This window comes from Paenibacillus taichungensis, assembly GCF_047302525.1.
Taxonomy (GTDB): domain Bacteria; phylum Bacillota; class Bacilli; order Paenibacillales; family Paenibacillaceae; genus Paenibacillus; species Paenibacillus taichungensis_B.
The window spans coordinates 1,383,733-1,410,342 of sequence record NZ_CP168020.1 but is presented as its reverse complement, the minus strand read 5'-3'; the positions used below and the strand labels follow the sequence as shown (position 1 = coordinate 1,410,342).

Sequence of the window (26,610 nt, the reverse complement as noted above, 5' to 3'; positions counted from 1 at the left end):
AACAGGCCCATAGCAAAGGTATGATTGTTGCTGTTGTCATTTTAATTGAGATTTATTCTCATTGTCAATTTTCGGACATTTTCTGCAATATTCCCCTGACATCTGATAATAAAAACAACAGGTGATACGCTCGCTTTTCGCCACTGGAATGTTGTCCTTATGATCTGTGAAGCGGGTCAACGGATTACGTTTTACACCGAACACATGCCCGGGCGCTCCTTGCGTCAGATATGAAAAATCGGCCTGGATGTGCTCACTTTCCCGCTCTGCCTCTTCAGCTTCAAGCGTATACAGTGGCCCAATGCGTACCATGATATTCTCCCAGAGGATACTCATTGAAAGTGGAGCAATCGCAGCAAGCATCTTTAACAGCGGTGTAAGCTGTACCGCAAACATCTCCTCTACCACCTTTTCCCGAGAGAATTCCCTGTCTTCCGATAGTGGTTCTGCCCGAAGCCCGTTCACCGCTAGAAAAGGAAACCGTGTTCCCCCCTCATTAGCTGAGAGCGTTGGATGATAGAGAAAGCTGTTCTCCAACTGAAAGGTAACATGCTGATGATGAAAAGTCATCGCTATCACCAGCGGCGCGGTCCACAGATAGCCAATTCGCTTGGCTAACATCGAAGCGGCAACCTTCATGTCAGGCGCATCGATATACTCCTGAAACCAGCGTATATACTTCCGGCATGCCGCTTCATCATGCAGCTCACTTAGAGCAATGGTACGGATACTATGTTCTGGCGGCTCACCCAGCCATATCGAATGTTTTTCCGCCGTTTGTTTCCATAAGTCAGTCGAGAGATAACGGTCCATTTTAATTCGAACCGAGCAGGGCTTCCGATGCCTGATCTACAATAAGATTAATGGCAAGTGGACCATAGTATGCGATCCAAAGTGTTGAATTCACATCATATGCACGGTTATCTTTCACTGCATCAAGGGATTTCCATACTTGATTGCTCGCCATAGCTTCTGCCTCTGCGGCAAACAGCTCATCTGACAGCACAAAATAATGATCCGCGCCAATCTCAGGAACCTTCTCCATCGAGATTTCAACGGAGGCATCATCTTTGATCTCCTGAACGAGCGCAGGCATGTTCAAGCCCAAATCCTGATACAGAATGCCGCCTGTGCGATGCTCGATACCATGAACACGAATGCCTTCTTTTCTCGGACGAATAAGGGCTACCGTCTCATCACCCATCTTCTCTGACAGCTTCGCCTTCAGTCCAGCGACTTTGTCCTCATACGCTTTACGCACCTTCTCTGCCTCGTCCTGCTTGTCTGTAATCTTGGCGACCGTGGCTAACGTATCATGCCAATCTTCGTAGAAGTCGAGTACAAGGGTAGGTGCAATTTTGCTAACATTCTCATACTGTTTCTCTTGGAAGTCAGTCATGATAATCAGATCCGGACCTAGGGCTACAATCGCTTCCAGATTAGGCTCGTCCCGTGTACCCAGAACCTGTACGTCACTCGGCTGGTCACCTAAGTATTCTGGAAAATCGGTGTTGCCTCCAGCGATAACACTGCCTGCCGGCTTCTCGCCAACAGCTAACATCTGATCCAGAAATTTGACATCAAGCACCGCGATTTTCTTTGGTTTCTCGTTTAGCGTGAGCTCACCCTTCATGTGTTTAATCGTTACAGGAAAAGCTCCATCAGTCTGATTCTCTGTATTCGCAGGTGTCTCTGCTGGCGTTGCCGCAGACGGCTTGCCGCTATCTGTACCTGTTCCGGCCCCACAAGCCGTCAGGACAAGAATGAGGGCCAGCATCAAGCCCATAAATAATCGTGATTTGTGGGCAGCATAGGCTTTGCTTCTAGCCGCTTGTCCCTTTGTTCCTTGATTCATGATGAATCCCCCTTATGCATAAAACTGATAATGATTTTCATTATCGAAACATAAAGAGAGTATAAACGATCTCCGCATCGCGTTACCATGTACTTTTGCGACATTTGAGCCGGACTAATGCGACATCACCAGCCGCTTATCCGCCCTTTAATTTCTCAGCGATATACGCTTGCAGTCGGTAAATGTCTGAAAGAAGCTCTTCTTCCTCCGGCGTATTTCCATACTCCCCTAGCCAGCGCGGTGTGCGGATATGCCATTCGTTTGACATGTATTGCTGTTTATCTCGGTACTCTATAATATGCTCTAAGAAATACTTCAACGAGCCGAAGGGTTGTTTATGACTATCGTTGATGATGGATTGTGTTTTCTCAATGATTGCCTGTAACATGTGTTGGATATGATCTTCTGGATTCATAAATTTCTCCCCATTTCAACTGTCCAAAAAAAGAAAGGCCCTCCTTCTTCCCATAGGGAATCAGACAGCCTTCCAATGCTTTCGGATTTTTTTCAATGATAAACTTTAATCGTTTAATTTACTTATCTCCTTCAGTCTCTTCTACTTAATTTCTTAAATGCCAAGTATTCCTGCTCGGAATTCATATAACTTAATATCTTTTCCGCACATTCCGCTGAGCTAAGTTCTTCCGTGTTCACTTCCAGATCATATTCATCATAGGAGTATATGTAGTCGAACTGGGAATGGGCGAGTCCAATCGCACGATCTCCTCTGCTCTGCTCTCTTCTGGTGAGTTCTTCTTTCGAGCAGTGTACACCTACAAACAATATCGGATAATCCGATAGTAAATCATAAAAACCATTAAACCACTTGTCATTGCTGATGACCGTATCCACGATGACATTCAAACCCATTTCCGAAAACAGTTTAATGGTTGCACAGTACAACGAATTGATGGGGTCGAACAGGATATCTGTCATCACATGGTGTTCCACTTCTCTTGTTGGTTTCATATCTGGGTATGTATTGTCGATAAACTGATCATAATTTTGGGCAAATTGATCTACAGACAGATGATGAAACGGAACCTCTCCCTGATTTTTCAATTCCATCGCGATGCTCGTCTTCCCCGCACTTGACGTTCCGTTCAAAAATATAATGAGTCCTCGTTCCATATCAATCACCCTTATCTATCAAATTGGCAGTACCTTTCAGATCACATTGTTGTTTTGCTAAGTTCGAGCTAACCTGTACACTTAATTGTGCTATTACCATGGTGTTCTAACCCATTTCCTGCGTAGGAGCAAATATACGAATTCGCTTAATGTCCCATATATATTATTAGACGAAGAGAGGGCTAACCCTCCATCTCCGACAGGTTGTCTTCAGGCTTGAGTGGCCGAGGAGCTCCTGAATCTCCTTATTTTGGTACGCAAAAAGGCAGCTTCTGCTTTACACATCGCTGCCTTTTTACTTATTAACTTTTTTCAACAGACCTATCCATCGTTATGATGTTCAACCTTTTATACCGCTAAATGTAATGCCGCTAATAAACGTCTTTTGTAGAAAAAAGAACAAAACAATAATAGGTAATGTCATCAAGGTGGATACGGCCATTAATAGACCCCATTCGGATCCCTTTTGACTCTGAAATTGCTGCAATCCGAGCGAAACCGTGTAAGATGGTTCATTGGTTAAATATAGCAAGGGGCCCATGAAATCAGTCCAGCTCCCCATAAATTGAAACAATGCCACGGCTAAAACGGCGGATTTGGCTAGTGGAAACATGATCTGTAAATATATGCGGAATTCACTAGCGCCGTCTAAGCGGGCCGCTTCGCGCAGGGCATCAGGCAGTCCCATGAAAAACTGCCGCAATAGAAAAATGTAAATTGGCACTCCAAAAAATTGGGGTACAATCAGTGGAAGAGATGTTCCTACCCAACCTAATTTAGTAAACAACAGGAATAGAGGAATCATCGTCACCTGTCCGGGGATCATCATAACAGCGAGGGTAACAAAGAAAAGTATACCTCTCCCACGGTACTCTAACTTGGCAAAACTATATGCAACTAAGGGACAGGATATGATCACACCAAGCGTACTAACGATTGTTATAATCGCCGTGTTTTTCAGATATGTCCAGAAAGGGATATACTCAACGGCACGGGAATAATTACTCCACAGAATTGGATGCGGAATCCACTCTGGGGGGAACGTAAAGATTTGTGTGAGTGGTTTAAGAGAAGTCGAAAGCAGCCAAATGAACGGAATAATGAAAAATGCAGAAGCAACAATTAGACATAAATAGGCTAACGCACGATTGAGTCTTTTGATAGCGATAGGATTCATCCCTTACTTCCTCCTCCTTATTTCCCTTGATAATGAACCCAGCGTTTAGACGTAATAAAAACAATCCCGGTTAATGCCATAACTATAATAAATAAGATCCAGGCCATTGCGGATGCATAACCCATTTTGAAATACCTGAATCCGTTCTCATATAAATACATGACGTAAAAAGTCATGGAATTTGCAGGAGTTCCTTGCCCTTTGGTCAACGTATAGGGAAGAGTAAACTGTTGGAATGCACCGATCATTCCCATGACAAGGTTGTAGAAAATAACGGGAGTGAGCAAAGGCAGGGTTACCTTTCTCGTTTTCTGAAACCAGTTAGCTCCATCGATTTGTGCTGCTTCATAGTACTCTTCAGGGATGTCTCCTAATCCAGCAAGGTAGATGACGACGGCTTGCCCAATACCCCAAAGAGACATCAAGATGAGTGAAGGCTTGGACCACGACTCACCACCAAGCCAAGAAGGCCCATCAATACCGATATTCGCTAACATCCCGTTCACCAATCCGAAGTTTGGATGTAACAACCACATCCACAGAACAGCCAAAGCCACTTGTGGAACAAGTGTAGGCAAGAAAAAGATCGTTCTGAATATAGCCATCCCCTTGACCTTCATATTCAACATCATAGCGAGTGCCACACCGAAAAATATACTTAATGGAACAAAAAATACCGTGAAATAAAGCGTGTTGTATATGGATTTCCAAAACAAAGGATCATGAAATAGATCTATATAATTACTCATTCCGACAAATTCACCAGGCTGCAGAATGCTGTAAGTAGTGAAGCTGAAGTAGATGGACATTAGCATCGGAATTGCATAAAAGCATAGCAGCCCTATAGCCCAAGGTGAAGCAAACAGCCACCCAATCACGTTAGTTCTGTGGAGTGCTCGTTTCCTTGCCGATGGAATTGTGTTTACTTGAACTGAATCGGCCAGTTTCGCCATGTGCATTCTCCTTCCAATTGTCATTCATTAATAGGCAAGGAGAGAGTTCGCTCCCTGCCTACCGAGCACCCTATTTGTCGTATTTTTCTAAAGCCTTATTAACAATCTCTGTTACTCTATCCAGGTTCTCTTTCGGAGTACCGTTACCGCGGGTAGCCTTTTCCGTAGCGGAAGCTAACTCATTCCACAACAGCTGTCCTTCAGGAATAACCGGGCGGTTGTGTGAATTGGGCAAAATATTAATAAATTCCTTCATAATCGGATCGTCCTTGTAACCGTATTTGTCGTTAACCGAATCGATAACGGAAATTTGAGAGTCAGCGTTTAATAACGTTTGCCCCTCTTCTTTCCCTAAGAATTCGAGGAATTTCCAAGCAGCAGCGACGTTCTTGGCGCCTTTAGGGATAATAGCGGACCCGCCTCCCGACCATGTCGTAAAATTAGTACCTGTTGGAGTCGGTATTGGTGCAACACCGTAATTTAAATCCGGCTTAAATTTTTCGATACCCTTCACTGTAAAGTTTCCACTTATCTTCATGCTGACTTGACCGGAAATGAACGGATCCATTTCCTCCGTGCCAGCTGCGCTTGTGAATCCGGCAATATCCTCGACATTGTATTTTTTGCCGAAGTCGGTCATCCATTGTAGCGCTTCAACGACTTTAGGATCATTGGCGGTAATTTTGCCGGTGGCAGCGTCCTTGAATTCTCCTCCAAATGCCCATCCCCAAGTATACAGCCAGCCTTGCGAATACCATGGGATGAACCCGATCCGTTTGAAACGTTTACCTTCCTTGATGGTCAACTTTTCGGCGGCCGCTTCAAGCTCGGCGATCGTTTGTGGTGGTTTGTTGGGATCCAGCCCTACTTCTTTGAAATGATCCTTATTGTAAAATAGCAGGCGAGAGTCCGTATCCATCGGCATTGCATAAAGCTTTCCTTGATAACTGGACTCCTCCCAAGCAAATGGATAATACATTTCCTTACGAATTCCGGATTCTGCTGCCATCGAGGATAAGTCAGTCAGAGAACCTTGCGCAGCCCAAGTACCGACCTTAAAACGGTCGAAAAGTGCAACGTCAGGAGGATTGCCGCCTGCGACTGCAGTCAGCAGCTTCTGATCGGATCCCTCGCTGGATTCTGTATAAACCAATTTCATTTTGATGGTAGGATTTTTCTCCTCAAATGCCTTCACGACTTTATTCATATTATCTAAATCAATTGAGGTAAGACCATGCCACATGGTAACCGTTGTATTCCCCTCTCCGGCCTGATCGCTTGAGTCTCCCTTCGTTGAGCAAGCGGTTACAAGTAGTGACATAGCCAGAAAGTAAACAAGAATTGGAAATGCGATTTTTTTGGATCTCCTCATTCAAAGTCCCCCTTAAGTTAAATTAATTCGTTTAACTTGAGTTCCTATAAGATCCACTTCATTTTCTGATCAATCCACAATTTATGTAAGCGCTAACAAGATTGATGATATGAACTATTAAAATCAGAAAATGATAAACGAAGTGAATTTGTTATAAGAACCCCACTAGTTATACTAAGTATATTAATATGACATCATAAAGCGTGTCAATTGCAATATTACGACATAAATATTCATGACGTATGGCTATAATTAGATATATAAATCGACGTTTCAAGGTTCGTTAATCTCCCAGGTCAGGAAGGTCCATGCTTCGAAGTTTTATTTCTGATATCAAAAAAAGTGCCGATAAGCCCCTGGGGACTTCTCGACACCTTGAACAATATGCTTGCTTTTGTTGAGCTGCGCTTGTATTAACCCTACCTGTTATTTTTCACGACCATACGATGTTTAATGATGTTCAGCTCGGGAACTGCTGTTCCATGCAACTGAGAGATTAGCATATCCACTGCCAATTCACCCATCTGATTCTCATCCTGCTTAATATGAGTGAAGATGGGTTGACCCAGGTGGTCGTTCAGGGAGTCGAAACAAACAATCTCGAATTCCTCCAGAGATTTCCCCATCGAGTGGATGACTTGAGCCAGCATGGTAGCTATTAGAAATTCCGACGCGACAAACGCCTTTACATCAGGGTGTTGTTCCAAAAAATGCTTTACTGTTTCTTTATCACTTTCAATCGCTGTTCCGTTTATGTTCATGGGAAGGGTACCCTTCAAGTTCGTCAATAAAAAATCTTTGTTCAAGTTCATTCCTTCTTGGGTGAAGGCAAACGTATACCCGAGCAGCCTTTCCTCCAATGTTGAAGTGTTCTCTTCCGGCGGAGATAAAAAGGCAATTTTTTTATGACCTTTGCTAATCAGATGACGCGTAAGATCCATAGCCGCTTTCTTATTGTCTGTGTATACCGAACAAACTGGAATTCCTTTTAGATATCTATCGACCAAAACAATTGGAAACCGATCTAATACAAGTCGAAGTAGCTCCGAATTATAGTGTTGACCATGAATGGGGGTCACGATTAATCCTTTGATACCCAAACCAATAAATAAGTCGATCGCGCGTTTTTCCTCATCCCGATCCCCGCAAGTTCGCTTGATAATGAGTTGATAATTATGCTCAGCACTCCGCTTTTCCATCGATCTAAGAAGTTGTAGGCCAAACTCGTCAGAAAAATTCGGTATAATAAAACCGATCAACCGCTTATCATCCTCAGGCACCAAGGTCGTTTTTACCTCTGAATAGTGCTTCGGTTCTTGTCCTCCAATTATACCATCGGCCACATATGAACCTTTTCCTTGTATTCGTTTGATAACCCCAGAATCTGCCAATTTCTCCAGAGCCTTTTTAGATGTAATACGACTGACGCCAAATTTTTCAGCCAACTCTTTTTCAGAAGAGACTCGGTCTCCTTCTTTTAATCGACCTTCTTTAATCTCTTGTACAATATAGACATATATCTGCTCGTATAAATGCAATTCCACAAAACCACCCTGACATCATAATATTAATATACTAAGTATATTACACAAGGAGTAATTCGCAAAGTTACTCAGATTACCGACGAACTTCTGTAGCATTGAAGTCGAACTAGACGGATAATAATATGAAGTGCGACAAGCGGTGTTGCACTCCCCGATTCTTGAGCTAGATCCCAAGGACTTTATTGTCGTACAGAGCAAGACTTGCTTCATGGACGGTTCTGGACCTGGGGAACCAACAATTCAAAATCATTCTATATACATGTTTCATTCCAATGCAAAATGGGTAATTTATTAAACATATTATTGCAGTTATACGGACCTACTCATAAGGGACTCGTTACCTGCTTTTGCATTTTGCATATATCCATTTGGGCGGAGAGAAGCAGTGGCACAATTACAGGCTACTTGAGTTCTCACAGGATGTTAGGGATTCATGTATGAGAACGCATACTTTCCCGTATACGAACAGGGGCTTAATACTTTTTGGATGGAATTTTTTTACTTAAAATGTTATTACCCTCAGGGATTTCCTCGTTGAAAATTCTCCATCGCCTTGATGATGCGCTTAAACCTCATTTTGATTTCTTTAAAAGCTAACGCGCTTAGCTTCATTTCCATTTCTACATAACAAGTGTGCCGCCTTCCCTTAACTCTGACATCCAACTCTCCCCTCAACAGTTTTTTGGGTCTCCGATGGATAATATGCCAAATGCTCCGCATAATATGGATACTGCTTGCAAAGGGGCGATTGAATGATAGTACTAGAGCATGTGAACAAGGTTTATGATAATGGCTTTCACGCTCTGAAAGACCTTAACCTTGAATTCAAAAAAGGTGAAATTACCGTCCTTATCGGACCGAGTGGCTGTGGCAAATCGACAACGATGAAACTGATCAATGCGCTCAATACGCCCTCATCGGGCAAAGTGATGATTGATGGTAAGGATATTTCGAGATTGAATCCGGTTGAACTGCGGCGCAATATCGGCTATGTCATTCAAAGCGTTGGTTTATTTCCGCATATGAATATCTCCAAGAACGCTGGTGTGGTTCCGCGTCTGAAGAAGTGGGAAAAAGACAAAACAGATCAAAAAGTGAATGAATTGTTGGACATGGTCGGACTGGACCACACAACCTATGCCACTCGCTATCCATCGGAGCTTAGCGGCGGACAACAGCAGCGTGTAGGTGTAGTGCGAGCACTTGCGGCTGAACCTGACATCATCCTTATGGATGAGCCTTTTTCCGCACTGGATCCCATCAGCCGTGAGCAGCTTCAGGATGAACTGATCCGGCTTCAGCAGGATCTCCATAAAACTATTATCTTTGTTACGCATGATATGGATGAAGCTATTAAAATTGCGGATACCATTGTTCTGATGAAGGATGGTGAAGTGATGCAAACGGGTAAACCGGACACCATTTTACGGCATCCCGCAAACGATTATGTACGTGACTTTATCGGGTCGAAACGTCTGCAAGATGAAAATGAAAGCGCCTATGAAATTCCGCTTGTAGATGAAGTGATGATTACTAATCCGGTCACTGCATTCCCGAACAGAGGATTAGCTGAAGCCATAAAGATGATGGAAATGAAGCGGGTCGATTCGCTGCTGATCGTGGACCGTAACCGCCAGCTTCAAGGAGTGGTTTCAATCTACCGGGTTCTCGACCAATACGGCGAGGAAGGGAAAACTGTAGCTGATGTTATGCATCCGGTCCGTTTTTCCGTCGCTTCGGGAAGCACGCTTCCACAGGCAATCGAGACCATGGACAGCCATCAACTCAGTAATCTCCCTGTAATAGACAGTAATAACCGGTTCCTCGGATTAATTACAAGAGGCAGTGTGGTTAAACATTTGGCCGAAGTATATCCAATGATGGTCCCTCCGGTGCTGAACGGAGAGGATGAGTGATATGAACGCATTCTGGAGTTTCATCACGGATCGTTATCCGGATATTCTGAAGGCATTGCAGGAGCATCTGATCCTCTCATCCTCTGCCGTGCTTTTGGGGACGATTATTGCAGTACCAATCGGTATACTATTGGTATACAACCGGATAGGCTGGATTAATAGCATCGTATTTTTCATTACAAACCTGTTTCAGACGGTTCCGAGCTTGGCTCTTCTGGCTATTCTGATTCCGCTGCTCGGCATCGGAATGAAGCCGGCCATACTGGCGCTGTTTCTGTACTCCCTGATGCCGATCCTGCGTAATACCTATGACGGTTTTCACTCCGTGGATAAAGGAGTACTCAATTCTGCCAGGGGAATGGGATATAGTACCGCTCAAACGATTTTGAGGATTCAGCTTCCCTTAACGCTTCCTTACATCATGTCCGGTATCCGCATAACGACGGTGTACATCATCAGCTGGGCAACACTGGCTTCCCTGATTGGTGCTGGCGGTTTAGGCCAGCTTATTGTATCTGGACTTGGTGTCAACAAGCCCGAGATGATATTCATCGGTGGCATTGGTGCTATACTCCTGGCACTTGTAGCTGACGGTTTGCTTGGTCTGCTTGAGGGCTGGCTCAGCAAGCACTACCATCAGAATCAGACCCGGGACGCAGCTATATGAGTAACAACAACCGCAGACGGCGAGCCAGACGGAACAAGGAAGGCGTGATGAAACTGATTAAGCTCAAATGGATACCGATGTTAGTCTGCATGATTGCTCTTGCCGCTTTTAATTCCGCATGCGGAATTAAAAGCGAGATTACGATCGGGACTCAAACCTATACCGAAACCAAGATTATTGCCGAAATGTACAAAGCTCTGATTGAAGACCAAACCAATCTGAAGGTAAATATTATCCCGGATCTGGCATCCAGTTCATTGGTCATCAATGCGATGAAAAGAAACGACGTTCAGATGGCGACATTATATACCGGTGAAATTTTCAACAATCATTTTCCGATCAGCGGTACCAAAGAACGCGCCAAAGTCTTGAAGGAAGCACAAGATGGATTCCTGGAGCACTTTGGGTTCATCTGGATGAACCCTTTGGGTTTTGAGAACACATATGCGTTCACGATAAGAAAGGATCTTTCCGAATCCAATGGGTATACCAAAATTTCCGATGTCAAACAAGACATGACCAATATGAAGCTGGGGGTAGATACCACCTGGCTGGAAAGAAACACCGATGGATATCCAGCATTCTCCAAAGTATATGACATCAAATTTGGACAGGTGTTTCCTATGGAAATCAGTCTAGTATACAGCGCGGTAGCCAATGAGCAGGTTGATATCGTATTGGCCTATTCTACGGATTCCCGGCTAAAAGCCTACCAATTGCAGACACTTCAGGATGACAAGCAATTCTTCCCTCCATATGATGCAAGTCCGGTATTGCGTTCGGACCTTTTGAAGGAGCATCCTGAAATTCAGGATACAGTAGCGCCTTTAATCGGTCATCTGGATGCAGATACGATGATATCGCTCAATTATCAGGTGGACATTGAGAAGAAAAGCGAGCGGGAGGTCGCGATCACGTACTTGAAAGAGCAAGGCCTCTTGAAAAGCTAAAGGAGGGTAAGCATGGAAAGTGAACATTTAACATTTGCAGACTTTTTGTCCTATATTTCACGAAATAAAGGTTTGCTCTGGGAGTATTTCATCCAGCATGTTACGATGGTGGTTATCGGTCTGGGACTGGCAGTAATCATCGGAGTGCCTCTTGGAATCCTCTGCTCTAAAAGCAAATGGGCTGCCAAGATCATTTTATTTATTACAAACATCCTTCAGGTGGTACCGAGCTTGGCCATGCTTGTGGTTCTCATGTTATGGCTGGGACTCGGAACGAAAACGGTCATGGTAGGGCTCTTCCTGTATTCACTGAATCCAATCGCACGTAATACATACGTTGGGTTAAGACAGGTGGATCCCAGCTATCTTGAATCTGGAAAGGGAATTGGTATGAGCGCCTTCCAAATGCTCGTTAAAGTTCGTTTTCCGCTCGCGCTGACTTATATCATTTCAGGTTTGCGTATTGCGGCCGTCATTGCCATCGGCGTGGTAACGATTGCTCCCCTCGTGGGAGGCGGCGGGTTGGGACGGGAAATATACGCTGGACTGAACAGCAATAACTCCCTCCGGATCTTCGCAGGTGCCATTCCTGCTGCGATGCTGGCGATCGTTGCGGATCTTGTGCTTGGAATTTTGCAGCGTAAAATGGATCTGTCCAAACGAAAGTCACCCAATGCGGCTCCATCACCTGCTAAAATACAAAATATCAAATGACATTTGACTCCATAGGGGGTATCCCAAAAGATCTAAGATCGGGATGCTCCCTTTCTTTCAGTTGTCAGACGCTCCGTGTACGAATCATTCCTCCCATAGCTGTTTCCAGACTTCCTCGAATTGCTCTCAAGTCTTCATTCTTCATATCAGCCTTTTCCATAAATATATGTAACATCTACTGGAGGTCTGCTCAGTCGAGTGTCTGGCTTATAAGATTTTGTTACCCCTTATTGCCCCTAAAGCCTCCACGTTCTCCCGGCTCCCCCCATCGTAAAACGACCACAAAAAAAGGCCAACCAGTAATTACTGGCTAACCTGATAATACGAAAACCATCCCTCAAAATATATTCATACCTTGAGGAGCAGCTTATCGATACACTGCTGATTATTTAGATAGCTCTTCCTTCACCATAAGCTGACGGGCATATTCATTCAGATCGATAGACTCGCCACTGTTCAGCCGCGACTTTTCAGCTGCGAATGCTATCAGATGGCTCCGGACGGAAGCTGCAGCCGATGTCAGGCTTTCCTGGCCGTTATAGTGACGCACCTCATCTAGAAAATTCCTCACAATGCCACTGTCTCCCCCACCATGGCCACTGGTTTGAGAAGGGATTGTGATTTCTGTTTTTTGATGCGTCAAAAAGTCGTACACGGTAATTTGATCTTCCTCACCACGAAGTTCTCCTTTCGTCCCCATGATCTGGATTCTACGTTCCTGCTCAAATGTAAAGCCGCACATACTGAACATGGCCGTAGCTCCACCTTCAAATTCCATATTCACAACCTGATGATCTACCACATTATTGTCACTCCGGTATACACACCGGCCGTAATCGGTATCACGCAAGCCCTGTATGATATTCGGTTTCGTCAGCTCCTGTGTAAAATGTCCTGCCCAACCCCTGAACTGGTCACTCAAATAAAATCTTGGTGCAGAATACGCGCAGGTTGGTTCTACAGCACAATCCAAGCATCGGTCAGCGGAACCTTCCGGTGCATTGCCTTCATGAAAATGTTTAAGAGATCCGAACGAACTGACCTTGAGGCAAGGCTGATCCACGAGCCAGGATAATACGTCCATATCATGGCATGACTTGGACAGGATCATCGGGCTGGATTTGTTGGAATTGTTCCAATTTCCTCGCACGAAGCTGTGGGCAATATGCCAGTAACCCACGTTCTCATTCAACTGAATGGAGACAATTTCTCCGATACGTCCTTCTTGTATCACCTTCTTGATTGTATTCCAGAACGGTGTGTACCGCAGCACATGGCAGATCGTCAGCAGACGGTCATTATCTCTGGCCGCTTGTTCCATCTCAAGACATTCCTTCGGATCAGGAGACATCGGCTTCTCCAGCATAACATGATACTTCTTATCTAAAGCCTGCATGGTTGGGCCATAATGCATTCTGTCCTGTGTACAAATAACCGCAATATCAGCCAGCTTAGGTTCAGCCAACAGGGGCTCCCAAGACTCATAACAGCGTTCCGGCGGAATCCCGTGCTTCTCAGCAAATCTTGCTCTCCTCACTGGGTCGGCTTCGGCAACCGCAATGAAGGTAAGCTCATGCGGATAATCAAGTGCATAGGGTGCATAGCCACCCGCTCCCCTCGCACCTGCTCCAATCAGGACTGCTTTCAGTTGACTCATATTTGCTCACTCCTTTATGATCTGAAATCTACGGATGAACCTTCTAATCCGCTTGGGTATAACGGTCTGCTGCTGATTGATAGATGGCTACATATCGTTCTACGCCCATCTTTTGGAGAGCTGCCACATACTGATCCCAATTGTCAAAGGATTCATTTCCAGTAATGAATTTGTCACGCATTTCATCTACATACGTTTCAATATCCGTCTGGAAAGTGGTCAGATCCCGCTGCTCTTCCTGCGTGAAATTAAATGGAGGCCAAATTTGATCTTGTGGTAAGATGTGAGGCTCTGCTTTTTTCGCATTATCAACCGAAGTTGGCAGACCTTCAGCACCCTTGAAGTACTTCTGCTTCACAAAACCAGGGTAGTACCCACCCGGCCAGATCAGGTATTGACCTACCGCCTGGTCTAGATTAAGGCCATCCGGGTTGTTCTTGATATTGTCGACATAGTCTACGTTACCTTCTGCGTCTTCTTTATACGTCTCATCTTTCCAACCCATGAAGAACGTTTTGATGCCCTCATCGCTGTAGAAATAATCCATCCAGCGGATCATGGCCTCTGGATTTTGGGCTTTATCTGTCAGTACGAACATCCCGATATTACCGAGTGGAGAACCATAGGCGTTGTATGTCTGATCGCCATGAGGACCCTTCAGTACTGGCATGCCAACATAACCTTGCTGATTATATATCGCAACCGGATCGACATTATCCACGACTCCGATCAGGCCTTCCATTCCTTTAGCATCCACTTCGGTACTCTTAACAGAAACAATGTCTTGCTCGAGCAATCCGTCCTTGTAGAGCTTATTCACAAACTGTAGCAGCTCCTTGTATTGGGGATCGGTTGGAATAAAGCGTACTTTATCCGTCTGAGGATCTGTATCAATGTTAATGTTGGAGGTTCCATGATTATTCAACCCAAATGAACCTCTCAGGTAGTTCACCACACCAGCCGTTCCCACACCGCCCCAGGCAATCTCATCCTTTTGCCCGTTGCCGTTCGGGTCCTTTTCTTTAAAAGCTTTCAACATATTATAGAAGTCATCTAATGTCTGCGGTTCCTGCAAACCTAATTTATCAAGCCACTCTTTCTTCACCCAAGGTGTTCCGTACAGAACCGACTTGAATTCCGGATCATACAAGGTTGGCAGCCCATATATGTTACCATCCGGCATCGTAATCCCTTTGCCAATAACCGGATACTTCTTCATTAGAGCCTTAAAGTTAGGCGCGTATTGGTCGATCAGATCATTTAAAGGAATGAATGCGCCCTGTTTGCCGTATTTCAGCAGATCAGATCTGGAAAATGCCGAGGCGTAGAACAGCTCCGGGTAAGCGCCGCCTGCCAGCAGGAGATTGCGTTTTTCCTTCAAATTATCCTTCTGCACCGTATCCCACTGGATATGAACATTGGACATCTTCTCGTACTCTTTCCAGAGTCTGAGATCATTCCAGTCCGCATTGGCAAAAAACTTTCCGGCAAATCCGCTCACTTTAATGGTGTCATTTACGATCGGAAATCCGGTCGCATTGACTATGCCATTGGCAGCTCCTTTATCTTTGGTACTTCCCGGATCAGCATCCTTAGAATTGCACCCGGCCAGCATCGAAACGGACATCATACAAACTAGAGCGATACTCCCCCACTTTTTGAGCGTCATTCTTATTCCTCCCTTTGTCCCATTGCTATCCATACAAGGAATTATCCTTTAATGGCACCAATCATTACGCCTTTAACAAAATATCTTTGCAGGAAAGGATAAAGCAGGAGCACCGGTATATTGGCAACGACGAGTACAGCATATTTGATGCCTTCCACTTCCCTTTGCTGCTTAATCGCAGACTCGGTTGACATTTTGACCATATCGTTCGTCTGGCCTTGAATCAGAATCTCCCGCAAAATGAGTTGAAGTGGAAATTTGTTCTTGTCTGACAGATACAACATTGCGTTAAAGAAGGCGTTCCAGTGCCCAACAGCATAGAACAGAATCGTCACCGCTATAATGGGCATGGATAATGGCAGGATAATCCGGGTTAAAGTTTGAATATTAGAGCAGCCATCAATCGTCGCCGCCTCATGCAACTCATTTGGAATCGATTGCTGGAAGAATGTCCGCATAATGATAATGTTCCAGATCGAAACGGCATTCGGAATGATCATGACCCAAAATGTGTTTAACATGCCAAGGTTTTTGATTAGCATATAGGTTGGAATTAATCCGCCACTAAAGAACATCGTGAAAACAAACAGGGCCATGATGGCATTGCGGCCTATAAAATCCTTTCGAGATAGCGGATATGCCGCCAGAATCGTCATGACGAGATTAATCAGCGTCCCCACTGACGTATAGATCAGTGTATTGGTATAACCTCTGAGGATATCTTTGTTCTGAAAAATCTTCTCGTAAGAATGGAGATTGATCCCCTTGGGCCATAGGAACATTTCACCACGCAGGACGGCCTGTGGATCACTGAACGAAGCGCTTAACACAAAAACAAGCGGGTAGATAACAATGAGCGTAATTGTAATTAACAAAAAATGGTTAATTATATTAAAAATACGATCTCCTCTAGATTCAACAAGCATGCATCAGCAACTCCCTTACCATAGGCTCGTTTCACTCATACGTTTTGAGATCTGGTTAACAGTGACTAGTAAGATGAAATTGATTATGGAGTTAAACAGACCAATCGCCGCCGAGAAGCTGTATTCAGCATCTTGTATCCCGCTCCGGTAAACGTAGGTAGAGATAATGTCCGAGGTTTCTAAATTCAGTGTGTTCTGCATCAGCAGGACTTTCTCGAAACCAATACCCATGATGCTTCCGATATTTAAAATGAACAAAATGATAATTGTCGGCATAATACTCGGTATATTAATATGCCATATCCGCTGCAACCGGGTTGCTCCATCCACACGCGCTGCTTCATGAAGCTGAGAGTCCACGCCGGCTAATGCCGCCAAATAAATAATCGAGCTCCAGCCCATGGTCTGCCATACATCCGACATCACAAATAAGGTCTTGAACCAGGAAGGTTCAGACAAGAAATTAATGGGATTACCGCCAAACATACCAATGAAATGATTAATGATTCCGTATCGCGGCGATAAAAACATCATCATCATGCCTACGACCACGACGGTTGATAGGAAGTGCGGCGCATAGGTTATGGTCTGAACAAATTTTTTAAACTTTTCCGCCCTTACCTCATTCATCAGAAGCGCCAAAATGATAGGGACTGGAAAACCTACCGCCAAGCTGTACAACCCAAGTCCAAGCGTATTTTTAATTAATCTCCAGAAGAAATAACTGTGAAAAAAACGTTCAAAATGTTCAAAACCGACCCAGGGGCTTCCCCAGATTCCCTTCGTTGCAATGAAATCCTTAAACGCGATTTGAATGCCATACATCGGCAAGTACTGAAAGACAATGTAATAAGCAACAACTGGTGAAATTAACAAATAAAGCTGCCAATTTCGTAAAATGGGGTTCCACTTTTGACGTCTTCTTCTCTTCTTTTCATGTACTGCATTCATTGCAGGTTGTACAGTTGTATTGGCCATGAACATCCCCCCTGGAATTGTCACTACAATTCTGCCTGGCAAAATGTCTTTGTGTTACACTACCAGCGTCCTTACGCTGCTCGAAGAAGTTCCCACCTTTCTTTTTTGATTTCTAAGATTTGATTTAAAGTACTTATATGTTAGAAGTTGTTACACAAAGTGAGTGAAGAGCGTTAATAGATGACTTCATTATCTAACGCAAGGGGATTTGTTTTTTTGGATATATATTTGGATATATATTTGGTGCTAGTTTGGAATATATTATATGTAAATGGGAAGATATCAGTTTGGATAATAGTTTATAAGAGTTTTAGAGGATTCTTGTGTATTTTATATAAACATTGATTTAAAGGGGATGAAAGCGCAATCAATAATTTGGTTTAAGATATAATCTTAGCGGCTGGCTGAATCCAAACACATGGATAATTACGCCAAACGCTTAATTTCATACATCATAATATAGCCCATAGAAGGTTGTCAAACATTTTTTTGGCTTCATTTGGATTATTTTTGGCTAAAAAACAAGAAAAACCCACGCGGATGTATTCCTCGCAGGTTTTATATGAAAGTTATCTGGATTCATATGTAATATAATATCACACAACTAACTAGTCAATTGTACGATTTGTACGATCATAAACAGATGATTCTCTCACAATAAGGGTGCTGGGCAACAAAACTTTATGGAGAGATGAATAACGTCCTTCCAGATAATCGTTAATTAATTGTGCTGCTACTTTGCCGATTTCATATTTTGGAACTTGCACGGACGTCAGAGGTGGTGTCGTATACTGCGCCATAGAGATATTATCCATGCCCACGAATGCTATATCTTGAGGAATACGACCATTTTGTTCAACAACTGCCCGCATCGCAGGAATAGCGAGCATATCACTTGCACAAAAAATTGCCGTCGGCCAATCAGACTTGGGCGTCTCGGTCAGGAGATCCGTCAGTCTGCTGTAGCTGAGATTCACATTCCAGTTGGTGTTGATAATCCAATGTTCATTCAGATTCAGGTTTGCTTCCAACATGGCAAATTTATAACCGACATACCTTTCTTCGCTCTCTATTTGTTCCGAATATGCGGGGCCACCGATAAACCCAATCCGGGTATGGCCTTGCTCGATCAAATGACGGACTGCTGTGCGGGCAGAAAATATTCGGTCACAGTCAACGACCGGTACAGTAAGCCTTTCGTCATTGAGACTTACACCCAGTACAGTGATATTCTCTTGCTCAAGCAGCTCAAACAATTTTTCATCGTACCAGCTGATTGCGACTATACCTTGAGTACCCGTTTCCTGAAGCATCATCTTTATCCGTTCGGTGTCACTAAGTTCTTCGCAAGTGCGGACAATTGCTGGAGGTAGCCCCAGTTCCGTCATTTTGACGTGAAAACCTGTCAGTACCTGTGAAAAGTACGGATGATCATCCATCAAAATCTGTGGCACGATACAGGCTATCCGTTTGGCTGAGGTAATCTCTTTTCCAATTGATTTGGAGGATTCATCCAAAATGTATCCCAACTCAAGAGCAGCTTCCCTAATTTTTCGCTTTGTCCCTTCATTGACCGGTCGATTGGTATCATTGCTGATCGCACGCGAAACCGTTGATATGGATACGCCTACACGTTCTGCGATATCTTTTAATTTTGGCATTACAGCACCTCCCCCTGCTCTCTTCATTTGGAGCCAAAATTTATGTTTAGCAATGATCATATCATAATATTGTAATATTTTGGCGTCAATTAAACAAGCCGCGGTACGAGTTCTGTTATACTATCAACACGCGATTTTTGCCACTTTTCATAAGCTTTTAAATTGTTTGACAATCTGTCCGATAAAAAAGCCCCCGGTTTCCCGGAGGCTTATTGAATACTAGTTATTTCACCGCGATAACTTCAATCTCCACAAGTCCGCCCTTCGGCAGCTTCGCAACCTCAACGGCGCTGCGTGCCGGATAAGGCTCCCCAAAGAAAGTCGCATATACTTCATTAACAGTTTGGAAATCGTTCATGTCTTTTAGGAATACCATCGTTTTCACTATATGCTCCATGGCATAATCTGCCGCTTCCAAAATTGCCTTCACATTAGTTAGCGATTGCTTCGCCTGCTCCGATACAGAATCCGGAAACTCTCCTTCAGCATTCATTCCAAGCTGCCCGGAAGTAATAATCATATTCCCAAATTGTACAGCCTGTGAGTAAGGACCGATAGCACTTGGAGCGTTTGAAGTTGCGATTGTTTTTCTCTCTTGTTTTGTCATAGAAATTCTCTCCCTTTATCCACGCATTAATACGCTTTGTTTTTTTCTGTTTTCACAAGCGAGGGGGGTGATCCCCCTCTTATAATGATTTAGCTGCTTTTGCATCATCATATTCCTTGAGCATTTCCTGCTGCTGCTCTGGAGTCAGCTTGGTGATCCCAAAGCCTGTAAAACCCCATATGATCGCAAAGATAATACCTGTCCAGCAGAGGACTGCCCAAGGCAAATATGACAGAGTTGCGACGCCAAGCGTACCAGCCATATAAGCCCCTGCTGCGGTCCACGGCAAAATCGGTTCAATAATGGTAGCGGAGTCCTCAATGGTTCGACCCAGGTTCTTCGGATGCAGTCCGCGGCGAATGTAAGCCTCTCGCAGCATTTCACCAGGCATCAGGATCGAGACCTGCCCATTACTCGTTACCCCGATCATAGTCAGACCGGTAGCAATTGTTGCCAAAATCAGCGATCCTGTCGAATGTACAAATTTAAGGATCTTACCTACAATCAATTCCAGCGATTTGGTCAACGAAATGGTACCGGCGAACGTAATAGCACAGAAGCAAATCAACAATGTTCCCATCATGGAATTCATCCCACCGCGGTTCAGCAAGGTGGGAATATCTGAAATCACTGTAGCCGCATCGAAGCCTTGGACGTTAATCATAGCTACATCGAATCCATTAATGACGGAAGAAGTCACATCATGCAGTGTGAATCCTTGAAAGATCATGCCACATGCCATCGCTACAAAAGAGGAAATCAGCATCACCGGTATGGTAGGCTTTTTGCGAATGGATCCATACAATACGATCAATACCGGAAGCAGTAATAATAAATTCCAATGAAACACCGTACTGAGCGTGTCCATAATGGTAATAACCTTATCAGGAATGGCGATATTGCTGGCATCGGTATTGAATCCCGTAATCAAGAAGACCGCTCCAGCCACGATAAATGATGGCACCGTCGTATACAACAAATGACCTATATGTTCATACAAGTTAACTCCTGTTGACAGCGCTGCCAAGTTTGTTGTATCTGATAAAGGGGACAGTTTGTCTCCAAAATAGGCCCCTGCTACGACTGCACCTGCAACAGCAGCCAGATTCGCATCAAGGCCAGCTCCTACCCCCATAAATGCTACCCCGATCGTACCTGCCGATCCCCAAGAGGTTCCTGTACATAAGGAGACAATGGAAGTGACAATGAATGCCGTAATCAGCAAAAATTGCGGATTAATAATATTAAGTCCATAATAGATCATCATGGGTATCGTACCACCGATCATCCAAGCGCCAATCATAAATCCGACAGTAATCAGGATCAAGATAGCCGGCATGGTCTTTGCGATTTTTTGCGCGATGGAACCCATAATGTCATCATAGTTGTAACCCAGCTTGATGGCGATGATTCCGGCAACCACTGTGGATATAATGATTAGCGGCTCAGGTGGCAATTCGAATAGAACATATCCTATACATAACAGCAGAATCATAGTAACAATCGGCAATAAAGCTAAAAACAGAGTAGGTTGCTTAACCGTCTTTTCCTTATTTGGCATAGCCATTGTAAGGTTCCCCCTATCGATGATGTAAGAAGTTATCTGTTACTTTAAAGGGTAATTGCTGACCATTCGCTCAAAAGCCTCTTGCAATAGTGCCCTGGGAGCACCGAGATTCAGGCGAATAAATCCTTCGCCATCCACGCCAAAGGACGAACCAAAACTGACGCTAACCCGGCTCTTTTGTTGAATCCATTCAATTAAATCGCTTTCATTCCTGCTAAGGGCCGTACAATCTACCCACAGAAGGTAGGTCCCTTCTGCTCTCACGATTTTCAGTTCAGGCATATGCTCAGTAAAAAAATCTTCCGTAAATGAAATATTGTCCGTAATATAAGATCGAAGCTCGTTAAGCCAATCATCACACTCCGTATACGCCACATCCAAAGCAGGGATGGCAAAAAAAGTAGGATTATGAATACCAACCTGTCGTAAACCAAGTTGGAAACGCTCTCTTAATTGCATATTTGGGATCACAATATTAGCGATTTCAAGACTTGCTAAGTTAAAGGTTTTACCTGGCGAAGTGCAAATAATGGAACGCTCCGCAATCTGCTCTGATAATTTCGCGATAATCGTATGCTCATGTCCTTCGTGAATAAAATCAGCATGAATGTCATCCGATACGAGCAATGCATCATAACGAATGCAGAGCTCGGCTATACGTTCCAATTCCGCCTTTGTCCATACACGCCCGGTCGGATTATGTGGGGAGATTAACAGAACAATCTTGACCCCTGCACTCATTTGGCGTTCCATATCATCAAAGTCGATTTCATATCGTCCATCTCTAAGCAGCAGCCGGCTTTCCACTAGTTTTCTATGATTAATTTCAACAGCATTAGCGATAGGTTGATATGCCGGAGTATGCATCAAAATTCGGTCACCAGGTTCTGTGAATCTCTCGATTATAATCGATACGGCCTGTACTATTCGCGGGCAGAACACAATCCATTCTTGCGGTACATGCCATCTGTAAGCTTTATCAAGCCAATGTTGTACGACCTTATAATACGGAGGGAACACATCGGTATATCCGTAGATTCCGTGCCGCGCCATCTCGCTCACCTTATTCACGACTTGAGGAGGCGCTTGTATATCCATATCCGCAACAGAGAGAACGATCATATCATCCCCCAAGCTGTTCACTACCCCGTCCCACTTCGCGCTATTGGTGCCTATTCTGCTAATCACTTGGTCAAAGTTATAGCTCATGATCTCACCTTCTTGTTTTCGTTTTCCATCTAGATTTCTGTTTATTTCAGCTTTTGTAAATAGCGATATACCGTAGGTTCCGATATCGACAAAGAACTTGCTACTTGTGAAACGCCGCCTTTCAGTAAGAAAACTCCAAGCTCGTTTAATTCGCGGACAACTTCAATCTTCTCCTGCGACGACAAACGTTCCGGTGGAATTTTTAATTTGCCAATGACTGAAGATATCATATGTTGCAGCAGATCATCTGCATTTCCCTGCAGGTACTCCGTTGTTTGCTTTTCTTCCTTCGACTTTTCAGCAGCAGCAGGCATTACATACGGGTTAGGTCCTCCTTGTAAAATATGTTGAACCCATTCAGCCGCTACTTCCATATGAGTAACGTCTATATTCAGGCAGAGCAGACCAACCAGCTTATTCTGATCATTCTTTATATAGTAGGTAGACGATCGAAAACTCTGACCGAATTTGCCTGACGCTTTGTAGTTGGCTATATACTGTTCCTCATGATACGCTTCCGATTTGAGGATTTTCAAGACAAGGTCAGTGGATGCATCACCTACTTCACGGCCACTAATATATCCGTTCTCAATAAAAACAATAGAGTGCTCCGGATCACTGATATCATGCACGACCACTTCACATTTAGGTCCTATAATTGCTGCAATAAATGAAGCGATCGGAAAAAACCTCTCAAGATACTGCCGATTCTCACTCCCCATCACTTTGAACTCCCTTCTCTTCATTCAACAATGTATTTTTATTGTACAAATAATAAATTATTATCTTGATAAAATAGTATCACACTTATAAAACGCTTTCAACTTTTTTTGTGGATGACCCTCATTTAAATAAAAAAAGCCTGCACGATCACTCCTGTGACCTGGGCAAGCTTCTCACTCATTTTCTCGAACATTGAGTCGATAACACAACTGAATTACAACGCGTTATTTTTCCCAAAGCTCGATCAGTCGACCTTCAGGATCTTCAATCCAGACAAACTTTCCAAATTCACTAATCTCTTTTTTCTTAACAAGAGGTACCCCTATATGTTCAAGATGTTGAATAATCTCGTTTAGATCATGCACTTGGAAATTTAACATCACTTGTTGTTCTGTCGGAAAATAACTGTCATTCTCCGGAAAGAAAGAAAAGACAGTCTCATTACCTGGTTCGGGTTTGATCACAGTCCCATTCCAATTTTCTATTTCAATCTTCAGCACATCACTGTACCATTTTTTTATCACTTCAAGATTTTTAGTTCTCCAGAAAATCCCTCCGAATCCTTTTATCATCGTTTCCAGCTCCTGTCTATCATCAAATTTTAAATATCCATTAGATTTTAGCATTAAGTGATGTCAGACCTTCATGCATCAGCTGCATTTTACTGCTCAGATTTGTTATCTTTCTCATTGCCGCGTTTAAAATTCCCAGTAATCTTTGCCATGACTAACTGTATTTCCTTATGATCCTTACCTTCAATTGAATTTATAAATTTATTACTTGCCTTCGTGTAACTTAGATCTGTAAAATTATGAATCTACTGGATTAGCGTGATTATCCCCAGGTTTCATCAAGATGTTGTGCATAGTATTGGATCGGTCTGCTAAAATACTGAAGTTTTTCATCTGAAGTTGTTTCTAGCAAATTAGATAAAAGAAGTTCCGTCGACTCTTTGTATTTTCCCGTATTATAAAGAGAGATCGCCAGAAACACTTGAAGGCCTCTATGATCAGGGAACTCTTTTACACCTCGACGTAATGTTTCCTCTGCTTCCTGATAAAATCCTAAATATCGATATGTGCTTCCTAGACCAAGCAAGGCTCTTTCAAGATCCGGTCCAGATAGTCCTTGTTCAATAGCTCGAACATAAAATGGAATGGCTTCTTTCCCTAGTCCCGAATTGTCATGAGCAACAGCCGTCTGAAAATTGATCTCAGCATCGTCTGGGTAAGTGAAAAGCAAATCTAAAAGCATTGTACGAGCTTCAGCAAGTATCGCTTGATCCTGCTTAGCTCGTCCTTCTTCGCGAAGTTGTATAGCCTTATCCAAAAGTTCTCTTTTCATTTTTACATTTACCTCTTTTTTTGAAATATTACTTATAGCTTATATTGTGGCTTCGATTTCGGATCAACAGATATACTTTATTTTCATTAATTTTCTATAACGTTACTGTATCCACGACGTCCCACCGACTTAAGCCACGTTAGGGACGGCCGCGATGCGGTTAGTCGGTGCGGATGTGTCCGCCTGATTCCACTTCCCTGCCAATTCCCTTCGGGCTGACCGAGGGAGCGTCAGGACCCGAAGCTTGGATATAATGTTATCTGACGTAAACCTCTACTGTGAATTAGCTATAATCTTCTCCGTTAAGTTAAACTCATGACGGCATTCATAGTAATAACTTTTGAGTTTATATTCCCCAGCTTTAAATACAGGCTTATGTTGATACCACACTATAATTAGCGTTCCTTCAAAAAGGATTCTACGAAGGATATAAACTATTCTGTTAAAGAGAATGTTTCTATTTTGAGCAAATTTATGAAGTGTTTCGGATTGAAACTGAACATGTTTCTCCTCATCACTTAAAATCTGATTACATAAATCTATTAATACTTCTGACTTTGTAGATTTTTGCAAGGCTTTATAGTACAACTTAGCAATGATCTCAGCAGTTAATAGAACAATGACTGATTGTTCTAAACTCGCATATCGACGTAATCTTCTAAATACATTGTCCACCCAATGTCTACGAAGGAGTGGGATTCCCTGTACCTTCATAAATCTGCCTAGATCTCTAGCGTGCCTCTGTTCTTCTTTAATGAATTCTATAAGCGCTTCATAGTAATCCTGATCTTGTGTCTGATGTACATATTCTTGCGCACGTTTAATTAGATATTTACCTTCAGAGTTTTCTCCTAATTGAAACTGTTGAATTGACTTAATGATTATTTCTCTTTCATTGGTTGTTAATTTATAGTTGTCATCCCAATGAATATATTTGAGGTTTTGATTATTTCTCCGATAATATTGCACCCATTTCGAGAAAGTGATATTCATTATTTGCTCCTAAAATGTAATAGGTTTATGTCAGATAACCGTTTTGTATTGACGACGTCCTGGCCCCTTAGAGTCGCTGCTTATAGTTGTGAGGCTTGCCGAACACTAATGCAGTGACGTCCCGACTGGCTTAGGGGGCTAGATGTGGTCATTCGCTTCTAAGAGTGACCCGGATCGTCAATATTTTGTTAGTCGAAGGAAGTTCTGGAAGCAGCCATTGCATTTAAGGCGTTCTCAAAATAGCTATATACTTCATCTGCAATTCCCAGAAACTCTTCAACAAGTACATTACTATCCAAGTAACAAGCATACAGATAATCAACTAAAGTGGAGTCAATCTCACAATAGTTTAATATGGCATTCTTCATCTTATTAATGTCATCTTGCCATACCCCTGTATCTTCTAAAACCAAAGAGTATAATGCACGAATTAATCTCTTCGAATACCCTTTAATATATCTAGTTTTCATTGTGTGATCACTAGCATTAGAAAGTAAACGATGTATACGATCTACTTCCTCCTTGGTCTCTGTATTTAAGTCTAAAATGAACTCTGGAGAAATAATGATCGGTGGTACTTTTTCACCAATGTCATGACCATATAGGCAAACACAAATGATCTTAACCCAAAAACCCCACTCATTCGGTTTACTTAATACATCGTCAATCGAGCAAATTATCGTATCAATCTTAGTGACTATTGGATATTCTTTCAAAAGCTTGTCTTTAATAGTTGACAATCTTTCGTAATCAATATCTTTGGGATTTACACATACAATAGTAAAGTCCGCATCTGACTTAAAAGGTTTAGCAGTTCCTTTTGGAATCGAGCCACACATATAAATGCTATGAATCTTACCTTTAAATTCGGTAAGGATATGATCTATATACTTATCAACAAAATCCTTATATTCACTTTGTATTACAATTCTATTTATAACTTTTTCTAATATCATATAGACTCCTCCTAAACTAAGAACTTCTTTTGGCTAACATT

Annotated in this window: 25 protein-coding genes; 4 read left to right on the top strand and 21 right to left on the bottom strand. The window is 43.1% G+C overall.

What is annotated here, in order from left to right; all coding sequences use genetic code 11:
• Window positions 1-36 precede the first annotated feature (36 nt).
• From ACDJ58_RS06415 to ACDJ58_RS06380, 8 genes are all read right to left on the bottom strand, one after another.
• Window positions 37-813: a (2Fe-2S)-binding protein gene (locus ACDJ58_RS06415; protein WP_413376433.1), complete on the bottom strand. Its 777-nt coding sequence runs from the start codon at window positions 811-813 to the stop codon at window positions 37-39.
• A 1-nt stretch (window position 814) separates the two neighbouring features.
• A complete protein-coding gene (locus ACDJ58_RS06410; RefSeq protein ID WP_413376432.1) occupies window positions 815-1,855 on the bottom strand; it encodes an ABC transporter substrate-binding protein in 1,041 nt (346 codons plus the stop codon).
• A 136-nt stretch (window positions 1,856-1,991) separates the two neighbouring features.
• On the bottom strand, window positions 1,992-2,270 hold the full coding sequence (locus ACDJ58_RS06405) for a hypothetical protein (RefSeq protein ID WP_413376430.1): 279 nt from the start codon (window positions 2,268-2,270) through the stop codon (window positions 1,992-1,994).
• Window positions 2,271-2,401: 131 nt separating this feature from the next.
• Window positions 2,402-2,986: a chloramphenicol phosphotransferase CPT family protein gene (locus tag ACDJ58_RS06400; RefSeq protein ID WP_413376428.1), complete on the bottom strand. Its 585-nt coding sequence runs from the start codon at window positions 2,984-2,986 to the stop codon at window positions 2,402-2,404.
• Window positions 2,987-3,326: 340 nt separating this feature from the next.
• Window positions 3,327-4,163: a carbohydrate ABC transporter permease gene (locus ACDJ58_RS06395; RefSeq protein ID WP_413376426.1), complete on the bottom strand. Its 837-nt coding sequence runs from the start codon at window positions 4,161-4,163 to the stop codon at window positions 3,327-3,329.
• Window positions 4,164-4,180: 17 nt separating this feature from the next.
• Window positions 4,181-5,116, bottom strand: coding sequence for a carbohydrate ABC transporter permease (locus ACDJ58_RS06390; protein ID WP_413376424.1), 936 nt, complete (start codon window positions 5,114-5,116; stop codon window positions 4,181-4,183).
• Window positions 5,117-5,186: 70 nt separating this feature from the next.
• Window positions 5,187-6,488, bottom strand: coding sequence for an ABC transporter substrate-binding protein (locus ACDJ58_RS06385; protein WP_413376422.1), 1,302 nt, complete (start codon window positions 6,486-6,488; stop codon window positions 5,187-5,189).
• A gap of 419 nt (window positions 6,489-6,907) precedes the next feature.
• Entirely contained in the window at window positions 6,908-8,032 is a 1,125-nt protein-coding gene (locus ACDJ58_RS06380; protein WP_413376420.1) for a GntR family transcriptional regulator, read from the bottom strand.
• Between the two features lie 752 nt (window positions 8,033-8,784).
• Here ACDJ58_RS06380 and ACDJ58_RS06375 point away from each other — a divergent pair.
• From ACDJ58_RS06375 to ACDJ58_RS06360, 4 genes are read left to right on the top strand one after another with little or no spacing between them, the layout of a single operon-like run.
• Entirely contained in the window at window positions 8,785-9,948 is a 1,164-nt protein-coding gene (locus ACDJ58_RS06375) for an ABC transporter ATP-binding protein (protein WP_413376418.1), read from the top strand.
• 1 nt (window position 9,949) lies between these two features.
• Window positions 9,950-10,615 (top strand): ABC transporter permease, encoded by a 666-nt coding sequence (locus tag ACDJ58_RS06370; protein WP_413376416.1) that lies wholly within the window; start codon window positions 9,950-9,952, stop codon window positions 10,613-10,615.
• A complete protein-coding gene (locus ACDJ58_RS06365) occupies window positions 10,612-11,565 on the top strand; it encodes a glycine betaine ABC transporter substrate-binding protein (RefSeq protein WP_413376414.1) in 954 nt (317 codons plus the stop codon). The genes ACDJ58_RS06370 and ACDJ58_RS06365 overlap by 4 nt, the downstream gene beginning before the upstream one ends.
• Before the next feature lie 12 nt (window positions 11,566-11,577).
• Window positions 11,578-12,279 carry an ABC transporter permease gene (locus ACDJ58_RS06360; RefSeq protein ID WP_413376412.1) on the top strand — a complete coding sequence of 234 codons (702 nt, stop codon included), beginning with the start codon at window positions 11,578-11,580 and terminating at the stop codon, window positions 12,277-12,279.
• A gap of 385 nt (window positions 12,280-12,664) precedes the next feature.
• On the opposite strand, the gene ACDJ58_RS06355 is transcribed toward ACDJ58_RS06360, so the two are convergent.
• The 13 genes from ACDJ58_RS06355 to ACDJ58_RS06295 form a co-directional block, all read right to left on the bottom strand.
• A complete protein-coding gene (locus tag ACDJ58_RS06355) occupies window positions 12,665-13,936 on the bottom strand; it encodes a Gfo/Idh/MocA family protein (protein ID WP_413376409.1) in 1,272 nt (423 codons plus the stop codon).
• Window positions 13,937-13,979: 43 nt separating this feature from the next.
• Entirely contained in the window at window positions 13,980-15,605 is a 1,626-nt protein-coding gene (locus ACDJ58_RS06350) for an ABC transporter substrate-binding protein (protein ID WP_413376408.1), read from the bottom strand.
• Window positions 15,606-15,646: 41 nt separating this feature from the next.
• Window positions 15,647-16,531: a carbohydrate ABC transporter permease gene (locus tag ACDJ58_RS06345; RefSeq protein WP_413376406.1), complete on the bottom strand. Its 885-nt coding sequence runs from the start codon at window positions 16,529-16,531 to the stop codon at window positions 15,647-15,649.
• Between the two features lie 15 nt (window positions 16,532-16,546).
• Entirely contained in the window at window positions 16,547-17,509 is a 963-nt protein-coding gene (locus ACDJ58_RS06340; RefSeq protein WP_083584731.1) for an ABC transporter permease, read from the bottom strand.
• A gap of 608 nt (window positions 17,510-18,117) precedes the next feature.
• The gene (locus tag ACDJ58_RS06335; RefSeq protein WP_413376403.1) at window positions 18,118-19,170 is read right to left on the bottom strand and encodes a LacI family DNA-binding transcriptional regulator; all 1,053 of its coding nucleotides are present in this window, start codon (window positions 19,168-19,170) and stop codon (window positions 18,118-18,120) included.
• 223 nt (window positions 19,171-19,393) lie between these two features.
• Window positions 19,394-19,777, bottom strand: coding sequence for a RidA family protein (locus tag ACDJ58_RS06330; protein ID WP_413376401.1), 384 nt, complete (start codon window positions 19,775-19,777; stop codon window positions 19,394-19,396).
• 79 nt (window positions 19,778-19,856) lie between these two features.
• Entirely contained in the window at window positions 19,857-21,344 is a 1,488-nt protein-coding gene (gene nhaC, locus ACDJ58_RS06325; protein WP_413376399.1) for a Na+/H+ antiporter NhaC, read from the bottom strand.
• A 39-nt stretch (window positions 21,345-21,383) separates the two neighbouring features.
• Window positions 21,384-22,553 carry a MalY/PatB family protein gene (locus ACDJ58_RS06320; protein WP_413376398.1) on the bottom strand — a complete coding sequence of 390 codons (1,170 nt, stop codon included), beginning with the start codon at window positions 22,551-22,553 and terminating at the stop codon, window positions 21,384-21,386.
• A 41-nt stretch (window positions 22,554-22,594) separates the two neighbouring features.
• Complete coding sequence (locus tag ACDJ58_RS06315) at window positions 22,595-23,275, bottom strand: transcriptional regulator (RefSeq protein WP_413376396.1); 681 nt, start codon at window positions 23,273-23,275, stop codon at window positions 22,595-22,597.
• A gap of 225 nt (window positions 23,276-23,500) precedes the next feature.
• Window positions 23,501-23,848: a VOC family protein gene (locus ACDJ58_RS06310; RefSeq protein WP_413376394.1), complete on the bottom strand. Its 348-nt coding sequence runs from the start codon at window positions 23,846-23,848 to the stop codon at window positions 23,501-23,503.
• Window positions 23,849-24,110: 262 nt separating this feature from the next.
• Window positions 24,111-24,620, bottom strand: a complete 510-nt coding sequence (locus ACDJ58_RS06305) for a tetratricopeptide repeat protein (protein ID WP_413376392.1) — start codon at window positions 24,618-24,620, stop codon at window positions 24,111-24,113.
• A gap of 273 nt (window positions 24,621-24,893) precedes the next feature.
• Window positions 24,894-25,613, bottom strand: coding sequence for a ferritin-like domain-containing protein (locus tag ACDJ58_RS06300; RefSeq protein ID WP_413376390.1), 720 nt, complete (start codon window positions 25,611-25,613; stop codon window positions 24,894-24,896).
• Window positions 25,614-25,801: 188 nt separating this feature from the next.
• Window positions 25,802-26,569: a nucleotidyltransferase domain-containing protein gene (locus ACDJ58_RS06295; protein ID WP_413376388.1), complete on the bottom strand. Its 768-nt coding sequence runs from the start codon at window positions 26,567-26,569 to the stop codon at window positions 25,802-25,804.
• Between the last annotated feature and the right edge of the window lie 41 nt (window positions 26,570-26,610).

Excerpts from the sequence above, each read along its gene's own strand:
- ACDJ58_RS06335 (WP_413376403.1), bottom strand. The coding sequence starts at position 19,170 with ATGCCAAAATTAAAAGATATCGCAGAACGTGTAGGCGTATCCATATCA.
- nhaC (WP_413376399.1), bottom strand. The coding sequence starts at position 21,344 with ATGGCTATGCCAAATAAGGAAAAGACGGTTAAGCAACCTACTCTGTTT.
- ACDJ58_RS06375 (WP_413376418.1), top strand. The coding sequence starts at position 8,785 with ATGATAGTACTAGAGCATGTGAACAAGGTTTATGATAATGGCTTTCAC.
- ACDJ58_RS06370 (WP_413376416.1), top strand. The coding sequence starts at position 9,950 with ATGAACGCATTCTGGAGTTTCATCACGGATCGTTATCCGGATATTCTG.
- ACDJ58_RS06295 (WP_413376388.1), bottom strand. The coding sequence starts at position 26,569 with ATGATATTAGAAAAAGTTATAAATAGAATTGTAATACAAAGTGAATAT.
- ACDJ58_RS06390 (WP_413376424.1), bottom strand. The coding sequence starts at position 5,116 with ATGGCGAAACTGGCCGATTCAGTTCAAGTAAACACAATTCCATCGGCA.
- ACDJ58_RS06300 (WP_413376390.1), bottom strand. The coding sequence starts at position 25,613 with ATGAATATCACTTTCTCGAAATGGGTGCAATATTATCGGAGAAATAAT.
- ACDJ58_RS06385 (WP_413376422.1), bottom strand. The coding sequence starts at position 6,488 with ATGAGGAGATCCAAAAAAATCGCATTTCCAATTCTTGTTTACTTTCTG.
- ACDJ58_RS06310 (WP_413376394.1), bottom strand. The coding sequence starts at position 23,848 with ATGATAAAAGGATTCGGAGGGATTTTCTGGAGAACTAAAAATCTTGAA.
- ACDJ58_RS06320 (WP_413376398.1), bottom strand. The coding sequence starts at position 22,553 with ATGAGCTATAACTTTGACCAAGTGATTAGCAGAATAGGCACCAATAGC.
- ACDJ58_RS06345 (WP_413376406.1), bottom strand. The coding sequence starts at position 16,531 with ATGCTTGTTGAATCTAGAGGAGATCGTATTTTTAATATAATTAACCAT.
- ACDJ58_RS06365 (WP_413376414.1), top strand. The coding sequence starts at position 10,612 with ATGAGTAACAACAACCGCAGACGGCGAGCCAGACGGAACAAGGAAGGC.
- ACDJ58_RS06360 (WP_413376412.1), top strand. The coding sequence starts at position 11,578 with ATGGAAAGTGAACATTTAACATTTGCAGACTTTTTGTCCTATATTTCA.
- ACDJ58_RS06415 (WP_413376433.1), bottom strand. The coding sequence starts at position 813 with ATGGACCGTTATCTCTCGACTGACTTATGGAAACAAACGGCGGAAAAA.
- ACDJ58_RS06340 (WP_083584731.1), bottom strand. The coding sequence starts at position 17,509 with ATGGCCAATACAACTGTACAACCTGCAATGAATGCAGTACATGAAAAG.
- ACDJ58_RS06400 (WP_413376428.1), bottom strand. The coding sequence starts at position 2,986 with ATGGAACGAGGACTCATTATATTTTTGAACGGAACGTCAAGTGCGGGG.
- ACDJ58_RS06395 (WP_413376426.1), bottom strand. The coding sequence starts at position 4,163 with ATGAATCCTATCGCTATCAAAAGACTCAATCGTGCGTTAGCCTATTTA.
- ACDJ58_RS06330 (WP_413376401.1), bottom strand. The coding sequence starts at position 19,777 with ATGACAAAACAAGAGAGAAAAACAATCGCAACTTCAAACGCTCCAAGT.
- ACDJ58_RS06405 (WP_413376430.1), bottom strand. The coding sequence starts at position 2,270 with ATGAATCCAGAAGATCATATCCAACACATGTTACAGGCAATCATTGAG.
- ACDJ58_RS06305 (WP_413376392.1), bottom strand. The coding sequence starts at position 24,620 with ATGAAAAGAGAACTTTTGGATAAGGCTATACAACTTCGCGAAGAAGGA.
- ACDJ58_RS06355 (WP_413376409.1), bottom strand. The coding sequence starts at position 13,936 with ATGAGTCAACTGAAAGCAGTCCTGATTGGAGCAGGTGCGAGGGGAGCG.
- ACDJ58_RS06315 (WP_413376396.1), bottom strand. The coding sequence starts at position 23,275 with ATGGGGAGTGAGAATCGGCAGTATCTTGAGAGGTTTTTTCCGATCGCT.
- ACDJ58_RS06410 (WP_413376432.1), bottom strand. The coding sequence starts at position 1,855 with ATGAATCAAGGAACAAAGGGACAAGCGGCTAGAAGCAAAGCCTATGCT.
- ACDJ58_RS06350 (WP_413376408.1), bottom strand. The coding sequence starts at position 15,605 with ATGACGCTCAAAAAGTGGGGGAGTATCGCTCTAGTTTGTATGATGTCC.